General features: G+C 47.8%; 13 protein-coding genes. All 13 read left to right on the forward strand.

Annotated elements, in window-relative coordinates:
* The first annotated feature begins 14 nt into the window (after positions 1-14).
* The 13 genes from ftsL (at position 15) to ftsZ (ending at position 15,610) form a co-directional block, all read left to right on the forward strand.
* Positions 15-404 carry a cell division protein FtsL gene (ftsL, locus tag BS617_RS03515; protein WP_249263565.1) on the forward strand — a complete coding sequence of 130 codons (390 nt, stop codon included), beginning with the start codon at positions 15-17 and terminating at the stop codon, positions 402-404.
* On the forward strand, positions 394-2,112 hold the full coding sequence (locus tag BS617_RS03520; protein ID WP_075171521.1) for a peptidoglycan D,D-transpeptidase FtsI family protein: 1,719 nt from the start codon (positions 394-396) through the stop codon (positions 2,110-2,112). The genes ftsL and BS617_RS03520 overlap by 11 nt, the downstream gene beginning before the upstream one ends.
* Entirely contained in the window at positions 2,073-3,611 is a 1,539-nt protein-coding gene (locus BS617_RS03525; RefSeq protein WP_249263566.1) for a UDP-N-acetylmuramoyl-L-alanyl-D-glutamate--2,6-diaminopimelate ligase, read from the forward strand. Before BS617_RS03520 ends, BS617_RS03525 begins: the two co-directional genes overlap by 40 nt.
* Complete coding sequence (locus BS617_RS03530) at positions 3,608-4,990, forward strand: UDP-N-acetylmuramoyl-tripeptide--D-alanyl-D-alanine ligase (RefSeq protein ID WP_249263567.1); 1,383 nt, start codon at positions 3,608-3,610, stop codon at positions 4,988-4,990. Before BS617_RS03525 ends, BS617_RS03530 begins: the two co-directional genes overlap by 4 nt.
* A complete protein-coding gene (gene mraY / locus BS617_RS03535) occupies positions 4,991-6,073 on the forward strand; it encodes a phospho-N-acetylmuramoyl-pentapeptide-transferase (protein ID WP_075171523.1) in 1,083 nt (360 codons plus the stop codon).
* 12 nt (positions 6,074-6,085) lie between these two features.
* Complete coding sequence (murD, locus tag BS617_RS03540; RefSeq protein WP_075171524.1) at positions 6,086-7,435, forward strand: UDP-N-acetylmuramoyl-L-alanine--D-glutamate ligase; 1,350 nt, start codon at positions 6,086-6,088, stop codon at positions 7,433-7,435.
* Entirely contained in the window at positions 7,432-8,772 is a 1,341-nt protein-coding gene (ftsW, locus tag BS617_RS03545) for a putative lipid II flippase FtsW (protein WP_428977870.1), read from the forward strand. The genes murD and ftsW overlap by 4 nt, the downstream gene beginning before the upstream one ends.
* Positions 8,769-9,848 (forward strand): undecaprenyldiphospho-muramoylpentapeptide beta-N-acetylglucosaminyltransferase, encoded by a 1,080-nt coding sequence (murG, locus tag BS617_RS03550; RefSeq protein WP_075171525.1) that lies wholly within the window; start codon positions 8,769-8,771, stop codon positions 9,846-9,848. The genes ftsW and murG overlap by 4 nt, the downstream gene beginning before the upstream one ends.
* Positions 9,845-11,290, forward strand: coding sequence for a UDP-N-acetylmuramate--L-alanine ligase (gene murC / locus BS617_RS03555; protein ID WP_075171526.1), 1,446 nt, complete (start codon positions 9,845-9,847; stop codon positions 11,288-11,290). Before murG ends, murC begins: the two co-directional genes overlap by 4 nt.
* Complete coding sequence (locus tag BS617_RS03560) at positions 11,287-12,231, forward strand: D-alanine--D-alanine ligase (protein WP_075171527.1); 945 nt, start codon at positions 11,287-11,289, stop codon at positions 12,229-12,231. Before murC ends, BS617_RS03560 begins: the two co-directional genes overlap by 4 nt.
* A gap of 3 nt (positions 12,232-12,234) precedes the next feature.
* Positions 12,235-13,047, forward strand: coding sequence for a cell division protein FtsQ/DivIB (locus tag BS617_RS03565; RefSeq protein ID WP_249263568.1), 813 nt, complete (start codon positions 12,235-12,237; stop codon positions 13,045-13,047).
* Positions 13,048-13,051: 4 nt separating this feature from the next.
* Positions 13,052-14,374 carry a cell division protein FtsA gene (gene ftsA / locus BS617_RS03570; protein ID WP_075171528.1) on the forward strand — a complete coding sequence of 441 codons (1,323 nt, stop codon included), beginning with the start codon at positions 13,052-13,054 and terminating at the stop codon, positions 14,372-14,374.
* Between the two features lie 72 nt (positions 14,375-14,446).
* Positions 14,447-15,610 (forward strand): cell division protein FtsZ, encoded by a 1,164-nt coding sequence (gene ftsZ, locus BS617_RS03575; protein ID WP_075171529.1) that lies wholly within the window; start codon positions 14,447-14,449, stop codon positions 15,608-15,610.
* Positions 15,611-15,710 lie beyond the last annotated feature (100 nt).

Consider the following 15,710-nt stretch of genomic DNA (forward strand, 5'->3'; position numbering starts at 1 on the left):
GAATTGTAAAAGTCGTGTGGTTTAAGCGAAAACAAAAGCAGCCTGATGCAGCGCCGGCTCCCAAAAAGGCGGCCAAGCTGAAAAAAGCAAAGGCGCCAGAAATGACTCGTTTAATGACGGGTGAAGAGCTTGCGCGTCCAATTTGTATTTCTGTAGTGCTTGTTATTGCTATTACTGCCAGTGCTTTGAGTGTGATTTATTCGGCTTTTGAATACCGAGATTTATTTAATCGTCAGCAGGTTTTGGTTACTCAGTGGGATGAGTTTCAAGTGGAGTGGGGGCAATTGTTGCTAGAGGAAAGTGCATTAGGTGCTAATAACCGTGTTGAGCGGGTTGCGTCTAAACAGCTAGCTATGATGTCGCCTGAAACTAATATGATAGAGATTGTGCAATATGAGCGATAGTAACCAAGATCGTATCGTACAGTCAGCGGGCCGCAGCTGGCGGCTTATTCTTATCTTCGTTTTGTTGTTAGTTGTAGCGGCTGGCATTGTTTCGAAGCTCGTTTCGCTTTACACGCTTGACCAGGCATTTTTACAACGTCAAGGGGATGCGCGCTCATTACGTACAACGCTTACACCTGCGCACCGTGGTCTAATCACGGATCGCAATGGCGAGCCGCTAGCGGTAAGTGCTCCTGTGGCTACTATTTGGGCCAATCCATCGCGTACGGATCGCTTCGCTCCCGAGTTGGACCGTTTGGCCGTTTTGTTGGGTGTGAAGCGTCAAGAGTTAGTGTCTCGTCTAGAGAACCATCAAACCAAGCAATTCATTTACCTTAAACGTCAAGTCACTCCTGAATTAGCGGAACAAATCGATCAGCTCAATATTGGTGGTATTCATGTTGATCGTGAGTATAAACGCTATTACCCAGCGGGCGAGGTAACTACGCATTTGGTGGGCTTTACGGGCATTGATGGCAGTGGCCAAGAAGGGATGGAACTAGCATACGAGCGAGCATTAACAGGCCATCCTGGCAAAAAGTTAGTCATGCAAGATCGCTTGGGCCGCACTATTAAGCATATTAAATCTTTGGATGAAGCTAAGCCGGGGCGTGATGTTCAATTAAGCATCGATTTGCACCTGCAATACATGGCTTATCGAGAGCTAAAAGCGGTGGTGCAATCGCATCATGCTGATTCTGCATCGGCCGTGGTGTTGGATGCGCGTACGGGCGAAGTATTGGCGATGGTTAATCAGCCGTCGTACAACCCAAATGATCGTTCGCATCTTGACCCTAAAGGGTTGCGAAACCGTGCCGTAACCGATCTGTTTGAGCCCGGTTCTACAGTCAAGCCGTTAACTATCGCCGCAGCGTTAATGTCTGGCCAGTATACGGTAGACAGCGTTGTTGATACGACGCCGGGTTATATCCGCGTTAAAGGGCGGACTATTCGTGATCACCGTGATTACGGAAAGCTGGATTTAACAGGGATTATTACAAAATCTAGCAACGTGGGTATTACGAAGCTTGCGCTGAGTATGCATGCGGATGCGGTACGTAATTTATATGAAAATGTAGGGCTTGGGCAGGCAACCGGTAGCGGGTTCCCTGGCGAACGAGCTGGTAGTTTGCCTTATTACCCTGAAAAACGTGTTGTTGAACGTGCCACCATGTCTTATGGGTACGGCCTGTCAGTTACGCCGTTACAGCTTGCTCAGTCTTATATTCCGTTAGCGAATGATGGTGTCGCACTTCCGGTTAGCTTATTGAAGTTAGATGAGCCTGCTACGGGTAAGCGTGTTATGCCGGCTGACGTAGCGCATTCTGTTCTCGAAATGATGGAAACCGTGATTAGTCCTATAGGTACAGGGCGTCGAGCGGCTGTTTATGGTTATCGTGTGGCCGGGAAAACTGGAACGGTTCATAAAGCGATGAACGGTGGCTATTCAGGTGATCAGTATATTTCGGTTTTTTCAGGCGTAGTGCCTATTTCGGATCCTCGCTTAGTTATTGCTGTGATGGTGAATAATCCCAGAGGTCAAGAATATTATGGCGGTGAGGTAGCCGCGCCGGTTTTCTCTCGGGTGGCAGGCAATGCTTTGCGTATGTTGAATGTGGCTCCTGATCAGTGGCCCGAAAAACCGAGTACGACGGTGGTGATGAAATGACGACATTAACACCTCGCTCACTAACAGAACTTGGTATTGCCGCCCCAGATAATGGTGCGGCATCTTGCCTTGTAAAGGGAGTGTGTGTTGATAGCCGTCAAGTCAGAGAGGGCGACCTGTTCATCGCGCGCGACGGGGTTTCCCATCGTGGTGCTGATTTTATAGAGCAAGCTGCCCAGCAGGGTGCCGTAGCAGCTTTGCTTGATACTGCATCGTCTTCTGGTCTGGATGTCTGTGCTTTTTCAATTCCAGTTGTTGTGGTTGAAAACTTGCAGCAACGTGCGGGTGAAATAATCAGTACGTGGTTTGGGAACCCTAGCCAGCAGTTGCGCGTTATTGGTATTACGGGAACAAACGGTAAAACATCATGCGCCCATTATTTGGCGCAGGCGTTAACTCATTTAGGTCAGAAAACAGCTCTGATTGGTACGGTTGGCAATGGATTTGTAGGCCAGTTGTCGCCAGCAACACATACCACACCAGATGTGGTTAAAGTGCATGAGCTATTGGCGGGTTATGTCGCTCAAGGGGCTAATGCTGTTGTTATGGAGGTGAGCTCCCATGCGTTGGATCAAGGGCGCATTGCTGGAGTTGAGTTTGCTGTAGCCGCGTTTACAAACTTGAGCCGTGATCATTTGGATTATCACAAAACGATGGTCGCATATGGCGAAGCTAAAGCGCGATTGTTTACTGACTATTCGGTTAAGCAGCGTGTTGTTAATTTGGATGATGCGTTTGGTCAGCAGTTATATCAGCGCCTGAAAGATCAGGGTATAGATTGCTGCGGCTATAGTGCGATAGGCAATAACAAAGCGGATGTATTGCCTGGTGTTAGTGAACTCTCATCAGCCGGTATACGTTTAAGCGTGGATGTCTCTTACCCCGCTTTGGATACTATTTCGTTTTCTTCTTCTGTCGTAGGTGGCTTCAATGTCGCCAACCTTTTACTAACCGTTGCTGTTTTATGTCGCCTTGATTGGAAGGGGGAGGCGATTGCAACGGTTATGTCTTGTGTCACAGCGGTGCCGGGGCGAATGGAGTCTTATATTGCTTCGCGCGGTACTGTTGTGGTGGTGGATTATGCTCATACGCCGGATGCTTTGGAAAAGGCTTTAGCGGCTTGTCGTGAGCATTGCTCCGGTAAGTTATGGGTTGTGTTTGGTTGCGGTGGTGATCGCGATACAGGTAAGCGGTCTGAAATGGCGACTATTGCAGAGTTACATGCTGATCAACTCGTCATTACAAGCGATAACCCCCGAACTGAAGACCCACTGACTATTATCAGCATGATCGTCGATGGTCTAAGTTCGCCCGGCGCAGCGGTAGTTTTTGAAGACCGTAGGGCGGCGATTGAGTATGCATATGCCCATGCGAATGATGACGATTGGGTGCTAGTCGCTGGTAAAGGTCACGAAGATTACCAAGAAGTGATGGGCAAGAAGCTTGTGTTTAGTGACCGCGAGTTAGCGAAACAGTTAGTAGAGGAATCGCAATTATGATGAAGCCTGAGTTTTCGCTAAATGAACTGTTAGCGCCTCTTGATGCGCGCTTAGCTCCTTGCGAGCGCGACATAAATTGTATTACGGGTGTTACAACCGATACACGCGCTGTGAAATCTGGAGATTTATTCATTGCCTTAAAAGGTGAGCGTTTCGATGCGCATGACTTTGTTGAGCAGGCTATCGATGCTGGAGCTTCTGCTTTACTGGTAGAACGAGAACTGCCCGTTGATGTGCCTCAGCTTATTGTAAGCGATACGCGTATCGCTTTAGGGAAGCTAGCTGAATATAATCGCTCGTTTTTTACAGGATTGCTCTTTGCTATTACCGGTAGCAGTGGAAAAACAACGGTAAAAGAGATGTTGGCAACCGTATTGGCTAGTTGTGGTAATACGCTCGCTACCTTGGGAAACCTGAATAACGATATTGGTGTTCCATTAACTTTGCTTAGGCTGTCGCCTGAGCATGAGTATGCTGTGATCGAAATGGGTGCCAGTGGTGCCGGTGAAATAGCTTATTCAGTTGCATTAGCTCACCCGCATATTGCCATTGTTAATAATGCAATGGCAGCGCACTTGGAAGGGTTTGGCTCTTTACAAGGGGTTATCGACGCTAAAGGTGAGATCTATGATGGGCTATCTTCGGTGGGCACGGCGGTTGTCAATCTGGATGATGCGGCGGCCAAGCAGTGGCTTGCACGTATTGGCGATAAACCTCGGATTAGTTTTAGTGTAAAGCATGAAAAAGCTGATTTGTATGTGCGCCATGTAAGCCGTCAGCTAAATGGCTGTTTCGCGTTTGATATTGTGCATGGTGCAGCGAGCGCTACGGTTACTTTGCAGGTATTAGGTGCACATAATATTGCCAATGCAGCGGCGGTCTCTGCGCTAATGTTAGCTGCTGGTTTTTCGCTAGATGTGGTTGCCGATGGCTTGTCACGTTTCAAGGCGGTTAAGGGACGATTGTGTACAGTGGCGGGTTTGGCGGGGGCGTTAGTGATTGATGACACCTATAACGCTAATCAAGGCTCTGTGATGGCGGCTATTGATACTTTGGCAGAGCTACCGGGTGAACGCATGCTTATTTTAGGGGATTTGGGTGAGCTCGGTGTTGATGCCGAATCTATCCATTACGCATTAGGTCAATACGCGGCTGAACAGAAAATAGATCGATTTTTCGCGGTAGGGGATTTGTGTAAAGAGGCGGTACAGGGGTATCAAACGTCGGGAGGTGAGCTTGTAGCTCACTTCGCGGATAAGGACAGTTTACTGAAAGCTATGGAGCCTTTGTTGCATAGTGATCTTAAAATATTAGTTAAAGGCTCCCGAAGTGCAGGAATGGAGTCAGTCGTTGCGGGTTTGACCGTTGGAGATAAATAGATGTTACTGATTTTGGCCGATTACCTGTCGCAGTATTTTTCAGCGGTTTCGGTTTTTCAATACTTAACCTTGCGCGGCATTATGGGCGTGTTAACCGCCTTGGGCATGTCATTGTTTATCGGACCTCGCTTAATTGATTTTCTTAAGACGAAGCAGATTGGGCAGTCGGTACGTGATGACGGGCCTCAATCTCACCTGAGTAAAGCTGGCACGCCTACGATGGGTGGTGCGTTGATTCTGTTGTCAATCGGTGTGAGTACCTTGTTGTGGGCAGATTTGAATAACCGCTACGTATGGGTTGTTCTCATCGTGACCTTTATTTTTGGTGCTGTTGGCTGGGTAGATGATTGGCGCAAAGTGGTTGAGAAAAACTCGCGTGGTTTACCGGCTCGTTGGAAATATTTTTGGCAATCTGTTGGTGGTTTAGGGGCAGCCTTGTTTTTGTACTTTACGGCACAAAGCCCTGCAGAAACACAATTGATCGTACCTATATTCAAAGATGTGGCTTTGGATATGGGTATCTTCTTTGTTGTGTTCACCTACTTCGTGATAGTGGGTACTTCCAATGCTGTGAATTTGACGGACGGTTTGGATGGTTTAGCCATCATGCCAACTGTGATGGTGGCTGGGGCGTTAGCTATATTCGCGTACTTGAGCGGTAATATTCGCTTCGCTGACTATCTGTTGATCCCTTATATCCAAGGGTCGGGTGAGCTTATTATTTTTTGCGGCGCTATTGTGGGAGCCGGTTTAGGCTTCTTGTGGTTTAACACTTACCCAGCACAAGTTTTCATGGGAGACGTTGGTGCTCTTGCTCTTGGGGCGGCGCTGGGTACGGTGGCCGTGATTGTTCGCCAAGAGTTGGTGCTTGTTATTATGGGTGGTGTGTTTGTTATGGAAACCGTGTCCGTTATTTTGCAGGTAGCGTCTTATAAGCTCACGGGACGTCGCATTTTCCGAATGGCACCTATTCATCATCATTTTGAATTAAAAGGCTGGCCAGAGCCTCGTGTAATTGTGCGCTTTTGGATTATCACTGTGGTTTTGGTCTTGGTCGGTTTGGCCACGCTCAAGATTCGATAACAGGAAACGAATATGTCGTTAATAGCATCTGATCAGCTCACCATTGTTATCGGTTTAGGTAAAACCGGGCTGTCTTGTGCGCGTTATTTACAACGTAAGGGCATTCGTTTTGCGATCGCTGATACTCGTGAAAACCCGCCGTCAATAGACCTTGTCCGTGAAGAGTTTGCTGACGTTGATATTCGTTTAGGCGCATTGGATGCCGCTTTCTTATCTTCGGCTTCTGAAATCGTGTTAAGTCCGGGCGTGGCACAAAGTACGCCGGCTATCGTGGCTGCAATCGAAAATGGCGTGCAGCTGATAGGCGATATCGATTTGTTTTGCCGGGAAGTAAACGCGCCAATTATAGCAATCACAGGATCTAACGCTAAAAGTACAGTGACGACATTGGTTGGCGCTATGGCCGAAACGGCCGGTCTATCAGTGGGCGTAGGAGGTAACCTGGGTACTCCGGTGCTAGAGATGCTTTCTGAAGGGGAAAAGCAGCTGTATGTACTGGAGCTATCCAGCTTTCAATTAGAAACGACTCATGATTTGCGGGCAGAAGTTGCCACAGTGCTCAATGTTAGCCCTGATCACATGGATCGTTATCCTGATATGCAATCGTATTACCGCGCTAAGCACCGCGTTTATCGGGGCTGTAAATTTGCCGTTGAAAATAAAGATGATCCACTTACTCATCCTTTATTGCCCATGGGGATGAAGCCGTGGGGCTTTAGATTAGGCGCGCCCGATTTTCGTGTGTTTGGTTTACGCGAAGAGGCGGGCATTGAGTATCTAGCCCTAGCGCAAGATAACTTAATGCCTGTATCTGATATTCGCATGCCGGGTCGCCACAATGTGGCTAATGCACTGGCGGCTCTTGCTTTAGGGCATCTTGTGCATATTCCAATGGATGCCATGTTAGCAACACTACGTACTTTTGGTGGGCTTGAGCATCGTTGCCAGTGGGTTGCTGAAAAAGCGGGGCTGACTTTTTACAACGATTCCAAAGGCACGAATGTAGGCGCTACAGTTGCTGCACTAGACGGCTTAGGGCCTGATTTAGCCGAAGGTCAGCGTATTGTTCTTATTGCTGGGGGCGATGGAAAGGGGGCTGCCTTTAATGATTTGTTGGCTCCCGTTACCCGTTATGTGCGCCATCTCGTTTTAATTGGCCAAGATGCCTCTGTTATCCAATCAACCTTATCGGATTGTCCTAGTGATATCACTAATACATTAGAGCAAGCCGTTGAATTGGCCGTTTCCAAAGCACAGGAGGGTGATCTAGTTTTGTTGTCCCCAGCGTGTGCCAGCATCGATATGTTTAAGAACTATGTAGAACGTGGCAATGTGTTTGTTGCCGCTGTGGAGGCTTTGTGAATAGCCAGGTAAAGCAAACGCCACCGTTACAGAATGCTTCTATGCAAAGTATACCGCGCTGGTTTTCTTTGCCGGGCGATGCTGTTATGCCGTTTGATCCGTGGTTGTTAGCAACGGCAGTCGCTTTAGTGTTGACGGGCTTTGTCATGATTACTTCGGCTTCGATGGATGTGGCGGCGCAAAAGTTTGGTGGAGCATTTTTCTTTTCGCAGCGTCATGGCATCTTTATTTTGCTATCCATTATTGGTGCGGTAATCACCTATAAAATACCGTTATCTTTGTGGCAGCGCTCGGGGCCTTATCTGCTATTGGCTGGCTTTTTACTGCTGGTGGTTGTGCTTATTCCTGGCATTGGCCGCGAAGTTAATGGTAGCCGTCGATGGATTAGTGCTGGACCGCTGAACTTGCAGGCGTCTGAAATTGCTAAATTTTGCATGGTTATCTATCTCGGTGGTTATCTTGTACGCCGTTTAGCTGAGGTCCGAACCAGTTGGAAAGGTGTTGTAAAGCCGGGTTTGCCACTGGCTTTCTTTGTGTCATTGCTATTGCTTGAGCCCGACTATGGCGCAGCGGTTGTTTTGATGGGCTGCGTGATGGGAATGATTTTTTTAAGTGGCATGAAGTTTGGCCAATTCATTCTCATTTTAGTGAGTGCCGTGGGCTTTGTTGGTCTGATGGGGGTAATTCAGCCTTACCGTATGGCTCGACTAAAGTCCTTTCAAGATCCGTGGGCAGACCCATTTGGCGCTGGCTACCAATTATCACAAGCTCAAATTGCTTTTGGGCGTGGCGATTGGTTTGGTGAAGGCTTAGGTAATAGTGTGCAAAAGCTCTTTTACTTGCCCGAAGCACACACCGACTTTGTTTATTCGGTATTAGCGGAGGAACTTGGCTTTATAGGGGCCATAGCCGTGGTAATTCTGTATGCCATTCTCATTACACGCATTTTCCTTATTGGGCGACAAGCTGAAAAGCAACGCCAGTTTTTTATGGGCTATGTGGCTTATGGATTTGGCTTTATTTTGGCGGGTCAAGCGTTGATCAATATTGGTGTTAATGTGGGCGCATTGCCGACTAAAGGTTTGACTCTGCCCTTGCTAAGTTATGGTGGTAGTAGCTTGTTAGTATGTACGGCTATGATTGCCTTAGTCTTGCGCATAGACGTGGAGTTAAAGCGCATGCGCTTTGCTGAAGGAGCCTTTGATAAAACGACTGTTTTGGCAGTAAAAAGCCCTCAAAAAAAGGTGAAACCTGCTAACACCGTAGATCAGGATAAGGAGGCTCCACGTAATTCAGGGCCTGCTAAAAAAGACTTTGCCGAAGGAAGTTTCTCATGAGCCAAACTAAAACAGCACTCATTATGGCCGGAGGAACGGGTGGGCATGTTTTTCCTGCTCTAGCGACGGCTGACTGTTTGCGCGCTCAGGGTGTTGCCGTTCATTGGATGGGGACTCAGCGAGGTATTGAATCCCGTGTTGTCCCTAATGCTGATATTCCCTTGCATACCATCGACGTACAGGGCGTTCGTGGCAAAGGCCGTCTCAGTATTTTACTTGCTCCGTTTAGACTCATTAAAGCGGTGGCGCAGGCTTATCATGTTGTAAAAAAGGTGAAGCCTAATGTGGTGTTGGGTATGGGAGGCTTCGCGTCTGGGCCTGGCGCTGTAGCGGCGAAGCTATTGGGTATTCCTTTAGTGATCCATGAGCAGAATGCAACGGCGGGTATGACAAATAAAATATCGGCCAAAATAGCAAATCGAGTGTTAGAGGCTTTTTCTGGTGCTTTTGGGCAGCGGGCTAATGTAGAGCAAACCGGTAATCCTGTTCGTGGTGATATCCTGAGTTTAGCTCCCCCACAAGAGCGTTTTGATAAGCGCACTGGGCCGATCCGGTTGTTGGTTGTTGGTGGCAGTTTAGGGGCAAAAGCGATCAATGAAATCATCCCGGCGGCCCTAGCGGCCATACCCGCGGAGTCGCGACCTGATGTGTGGCACCAAACCGGTAAACAGCATATTGATGGCACACGTGCGTTATATCAAGAACACGGTTTAGAAGGGAGAGTCGATGCGTTTATCGAGCGCATGGATGAAGCTTACGGGTGGGCAGATATTGTGATTTGCCGATCAGGAGCACTGACAGTGAGCGAGTTAGCGATTGCCGGGGTGCCTTCGTTGCTAGTGCCATTTCCATTTGCTGTTGATGATCACCAAACGGCGAATGCACAGTATTTAGAGTCAGTTGGCGCAGCCACCATAATCCAACAACGAGACTTAACAGTCGACGATATTATAAAACGGTTAACTGAGAATACAGGCAGAGATTGCTTGTTAGATATGGCTAAAAAAGCGCGTGCAGTGGGTAAGCCTGCGGCGAGTCAGCGTGTTGCTGATATATGTCTGGAGATGATGAAATGAGTAGTAAAGACCGCGCACCTACGGTGTACGAAGTTCCTGAAATGCGCCGAATCCGCACTATCCATTTCGTGGGTATAGGCGGTGTGGGCATGTGCGGGATAGCTGAAGTTTTATGTAACCAAGGCTATCAAATACTTGGCTCAGATATACGCGCATCAGCAACTACGGATCGCCTTGTTGAAATGGGAGCCACTATTCATATTGGGCATGCAGAATCGAATATCGACGGCGCTGATGTGGTGGTTATCTCCAGTGCGGTTAATGATGAAAACCCAGAGGTAAAAGCAGCACGTGAGCAGCGTATCCCAGTTGTACGTCGGGCGGAAATGTTAGCCGAGTTGATGCGCTATCGTCATGGGGTTGCTGTTGCCGGCACTCATGGTAAAACCACGACAACGAGTTTGTTGGCTTCGGTTTTTGCAGAAGGTGATCGCGATCCGACTTTTGTAATTGGTGGTCGCTTAAACAGTGCCGGAACAAATGCTCGCATGGGGGCTAGCCGCTATCTGATCGCAGAGGCGGATGAAAGCGATGCTTCTTTCTTGCACTTGCAGCCAATGGTATCGATTGTGACGAATATCGATGCAGATCACATGGATACTTATGGCGGCGATTTTAATGTTTTAAAGCGTACTTTCATCGAATTTTTGCATAATTTGCCATTTTACGGCTTGGCAGTTCTGTGTACTGATGATCCGGTGGTGTGTGAAATTCTGCCTGATATTAGCCGTCCTATTTTAACCTATGGGCTGAACGAGGCGGCGGACTATCGTGCCGTCGATATTCGTCAAAACGGAATGCATACTCATTTTACGGCTAAGCGTCCCGATGGTAAGCCAGACTTGGCGATTACGGTCAATATGCCAGGTGTTCACAATGTGCTAAATGCCTTGGCGACTATTGCCGTTGCAACCGATGAAGGTATTGACGATACGGCTATTTGTGTGGCGCTGGAAAAATTTGCCGGTGTGGGTCGACGTTTCCAAGTGTTGGGTGATATCCCAGTGAACGGAGGCGCCGCGATGCTGGTGGATGACTATGGGCATCACCCTCGTGAAGTAGAAGCGGTTATCAAAGCGGTTAAGGCAGGTTGGCCTGAGAAACGTTTAGTTATGATTTACCAACCGCACCGTTATACCCGAACGCGCGATCTGTATGAAGACTTTGTAAAAGTGTTATCCGAAGTAGATACCTTGTTGTTAATGGAGGTATACGCGGCTGGTGAGGAGCCAATTGCTGGGGCTGATAGTAAGAGTTTATGCCGCAGTATTCGTCAGCGCGGCAATCTTGATCCTGTGTATGTTAAAACGCCAGAGGAAGTGCCTAGCGTTATCAGTAATTTGTTACAACCAGGTGATATCTTGCTGACGCAAGGGGCAGGTAACATTACTGCGTTGGCCCACCAGTTAGCGGACATAGATTTAACAGGAGATAAGCCATGAGCTATCGAGTCTCTGAGGAACAAGCCCTAGCACTCGGTCGAGTAGCCGTCGTATATGGAGGTAATTCGGCAGAGCGTCCTGTGTCTTTAAAAAGTGGTGAAGCTGTTTTGCAAGCATTACTGCGTGCGGGTGTTGACGCATTTGGTATTGATCTTTTTGGCCCTGATGGGGCGCTTAACCCTATCGCACAACTCAGTGAACACAAGATTGATCGTGTGTTTTTGATTTTGCATGGTCGCGGTGGTGAAGATGGTACTTTGCAAGGCCTGCTAGAGATGATGAATTTACCATACACCGGTAGTGGCGTGTCAGCTTCGGCCATAGGGATGGATAAGTTACGCAGTAAGCAATTGTTTGTTGGCGCTAATTTACCGACACCGCCGTTCGTTGTTCTGGAAACAGATGACGATTTAAACCGTTGTGAAGTGGAACTAGATTATCCAATGATGATCAAACCCGCTCATGAGGGTTCTAGCATAGGTATGCACAAAGTGCGTAATCGTGCAGAGCTCACAGCAGCATGGGAAGATGCTTGTCAGTATGACAGTTGTGTCATTGCAGAACAGTGGATAACAGGCTCAGAATTTACCGTTGCTGTTCTTAACAATAAAGCATTACCCGCCATTCGTTTAGAAACGCCGCATGATTTCTACGACTTTGATGCGAAGTACCAAGCGAACGATACGCGTTACATGTTTGATAATGAATTAAGTGCTGAACAACAAGAAGATCTGCACACGTTGTCAGAAAAAGCCTTTAAAGCGCTAGGCTGCAAAGATTGGGCACGGGTTGACGTCATGCAAGATGCTGAGGGCCAGTTTTATCTGCTAGAGGTGAATACTGCACCGGGTATGACGGATCATAGTTTGGTCCCAATGGCGGCTAAAGAAGCCGGAATTAGCTTCGAGCAATTGGTTGTTGAAATTGTGAGTGAGGCGTAAGGGATGTCAACTGGCTTACAAAAGCTCAAAGTCTTCGACCAGAAAGACCTGCCTAAGGTGCAGGTGTCTGACGAAGAGATGGTTGCGGCTTCTGAGCCAGATTGGTATTGGCGCCCTATTATTATTTTAACGGCGGCATTTGTTTTTTGTGCGGCAATGGCCTCTGGCTATCAGCGGTTTATTAGCTGGCTAGACCAGCCTGTGTCGGAGGTTCGGGTACTGGGAGATACTAAGTATCTCAATAAAACGGAAGTCGCCACTAAGTTGGCTGCTGGGATCAATGCGCCATTGATTCATTTAGATATCAGCCAACTTCGCGAAAAATTATTGGAAGAGCCTTGGGTACATGCGGCTCAGGTTCGTCGGGAATGGCCTCCTGCTATCGAGGTCGTTATTGATGAGCAAATTCCTGTTGCCCGTTGGGGAGATAAGGGATTGTTGAATCATCAAGGAGACATTTTCTGGCCCGAGAAAGGCGGCGAATATAAGGATTTACCCGTCCTAAAAGGACCAGCAACAGAAACACAGTATTTGATGGAGCAATATCACAATTTGAGTGTGTTGTTTCAGGAAGCCGATGTACGCATGGTTGGGTTAACCATGGAAGCGCGAGGTGCTTGGACGCTGGAATTAAATAACGGTATTGAAGTTATTGTTGGGCGTGAACATCTACGTGATCGTCTTAAGCGCTTTTTACAAATTTACGATCAGCAATTAGCCGCGAGAGCAGCTGATATAGAACGAGTTGATATTCGATACACCAATGGTGCAGCGGTTACATGGCGCACACAGGACGATAAGGCAAAGGCAGGCTAATTTAATGGCAGAAGAAAATATGATCGTCGCACTGGACATAGGCACATCAAAGGTTGTGTGCTTGGTTGCGAAGGTTTTACCAGACGAGCAGGTTGAAGTAGTAGGAATAGGCTCGCACCCTTCTCGTGGTCTGAAGCGTGGGGTTGTCGTTAATATCGAGTCAACTGTCAGCTCAATTCAGCGTGCCGTCGAAGAGGCGGAGCTAATGGCTGGGTGTAAAATCCATTCCGTTACAGTCGGTATTGCTGGTAGCCATATTAGTAGTATGAACTCTCACGGAATCGTGGCTGTGCGAGACCGAGAGGTAACCGAACATGATTTAGAGCGTGTTATTGACGCTGCTAGTGCTGTTGCTATCCCCGCCGATCAAAAAATTCTTCATATTCTTCCTCAAGAGTATTTAATTGATCATCAAGAGGGAATTAAAGAACCGTTAGGTATGTCTGGGGTTCGGTTAGAAGCCAAAGTGCATTTGGTGACTGGCGCAACCAATGCCATACAGAATATTGAAAAGTGTGTCCGTCGCTGTGGTTTGGAAGTCGATGGCGTTGTACTTGAACAGTTAGCCTCAAGTTATGCCGTGCTCACAGAAGATGAAAAAGATCTGGGCGTGTGCATGGTGGATATCGGTGGTGGCACAACGGATATTGCCGTTTTTACAGGTGGGTCTATTCGCCATACAGGCGTAATCCCGATTGCTGGTGATCAGGTCACAAACGACATTGCTATGGCGTTGCGCACACCTACGCAGCATGCGGATCAATTAAAAATTAAGTACGCCTGTGCATTGGCGCAATTAGCTAATGCAGATGAAACTATCAAAGTGCCAAGTGTCGGAGATCGGCCTCCACGTGATTTATCGCGCCAAGCGTTAGCTGAGGTGGTAGAGCCGCGTTATGACGAGCTGTTTACATTGGTGCAAAGTGAGCTGCGTCGCAGTGGGTTTGAAGATTTGATTCCGGCAGGTGTTGTGTTAACCGGCGGAACAGCAAAGATGGAAGGCGTAGTAGAGCTTGCAGAAGAAATTTTTCATATGCCCGTTCGCTTAGCCATGCCACAAGGTGTTAGAGGTATGGACGATATTTTGCAAAACCCTATTTTCTCTACAGGGATGGGGTTGTTGCATTATGCGGCGCAGGGTGGCCATGTAGGCCGCAGTGCGACGACAGCGCATGTTCCTATGCGTAGTGAGGAGCGCATTGTTGCTGAAAAACAGCCTGTGCAAAAGCAAGAAATTAAAGAACGAAAAGTAAAGCCGCCTAAACCGAAAAGGGAAGGGCCGGGTTTATTGAGCCGGTGTAAAGACTGGTTAAAAGGTAATTTTTAGGACTTTGGTGAAAGGATTCGGATAAGATCGCCGGAATGCAGTTAAAGGCGTGGAACCCGACAGGAGAGTATTATGTTTAACCTATTAGATAGTGTTCCACAGAGTGCAGTGATCAAAGTGATCGGTGTGGGTGGTGGTGGCGGTAACGCCGTCGAGCACATGGTCAAGAGTGAGCTGGATGGTGTGGACTTTATGTGCGCCAATACGGATGCACAAGCATTAGTGAATATGTCAGCGCATACAGTAATTCAGTTAGGTGGTGAAACGACCAAAGGCTTGGGGGCAGGCGCGAACCCAGATATAGGTCGTCAAGCTGCAATTGAAGATCGTGAACGTATTGCAGAAATGCTAAAAGGCGCTGATATGGTGTTTATCACGGCCGGTATGGGCGGTGGTACAGGTACTGGTGCCGCTCCCATTGTAGCGTCTGTTGCGCGTGATTTGGGTATACTGACAGTTGCTGTTGTTACCAAGCCTTTCCCGTTTGAAGGCAAGAAGCGCATGAAAATTGCGTTGGAAGGTATTAAAGAACTGCGTGAGCACGTTGATTCTCTCATCATTATTCCTAACGAAAAACTCATGCAGGTTATGGGGCGTAATTGCAGCTTGCTTAACGCGTTTAATACCGCGAATGATGTGTTACGAGGCGCTGTTCAAGGTATCGCCGACTTAATTATCCGCCCGGGTATGATCAACGTCGACTTTGCAGACGTGCGCACCGTGATGTCTGAAATGGGTATGGCGATGATGGGGACTGGTAAGTCCCGCGGTGAAGATCGCGCCACTAAAGCGGCCGAAGCGGCGATCAACAGTCCTTTGCTAGAAGATGTTGATTTGAAAGGGGCGAGCGGTATTTTGGTTAATATCACAGCCGGTATGGATCTAAGCTTAGGTGAGTTTACTGAAGTCGGTAATATCGTAGAAGAGTATGCATCGGATGACGCGACTATCGTTATTGGCACCGTGATTGATCCTGATATGGTTGATGATTTTGTCGTGACCGTTGTAGCAACAGGTTTTGATAAACGTGCTGAACCGGTAAAGCCAGATAACCATCAAAATAGTCAGCGTATTGATGGGCAGCCTAAAGAACAAATTGAACTTCCTTCTGTACTTCGTCGTCAAAAACAAGAGGCTCTACTTGAGCCAGGTGAGAAACGGACAGTGACGAAAGCAACGGATAAAGATGTCGATCTTTTGGATATTCCGACGTACCTTCGTCGTCAAGCTGATTAATTGATAGCAATGTAGATAACGCCGATTGAGCGGGTACTTAGTTGTTGCAAAACTGGGTATTTGTTACAATTTGGCGATATTTTTACGAATTTTATGTGGC

The organism is Neptunomonas phycophila (assembly GCF_001922575.1).
Classification (GTDB): Bacteria; Pseudomonadota; Gammaproteobacteria; order Pseudomonadales; family Balneatricaceae; genus Neptunomonas; species Neptunomonas phycophila.

Coding starts and splice junctions, on each gene's coding strand:
- murG (WP_075171525.1), top strand. CDS start 8,769: ATGAGCCAAACTAAAACAGCACTCATTATGGCCGGAGGAACGGGTGGG.
- murC (WP_075171526.1), top strand. CDS start 9,845: ATGAGTAGTAAAGACCGCGCACCTACGGTGTACGAAGTTCCTGAAATG.
- murD (WP_075171524.1), top strand. CDS start 6,086: ATGTCGTTAATAGCATCTGATCAGCTCACCATTGTTATCGGTTTAGGT.
- mraY (WP_075171523.1), top strand. CDS start 4,991: ATGTTACTGATTTTGGCCGATTACCTGTCGCAGTATTTTTCAGCGGTT.
- ftsA (WP_075171528.1), top strand. CDS start 13,052: ATGGCAGAAGAAAATATGATCGTCGCACTGGACATAGGCACATCAAAG.
- BS617_RS03520 (WP_075171521.1), top strand. CDS start 394: ATGAGCGATAGTAACCAAGATCGTATCGTACAGTCAGCGGGCCGCAGC.
- ftsZ (WP_075171529.1), top strand. CDS start 14,447: ATGTTTAACCTATTAGATAGTGTTCCACAGAGTGCAGTGATCAAAGTG.
- BS617_RS03560 (WP_075171527.1), top strand. CDS start 11,287: ATGAGCTATCGAGTCTCTGAGGAACAAGCCCTAGCACTCGGTCGAGTA.
- BS617_RS03530 (WP_249263567.1), top strand. CDS start 3,608: ATGATGAAGCCTGAGTTTTCGCTAAATGAACTGTTAGCGCCTCTTGAT.
- BS617_RS03565 (WP_249263568.1), top strand. CDS start 12,235: ATGTCAACTGGCTTACAAAAGCTCAAAGTCTTCGACCAGAAAGACCTG.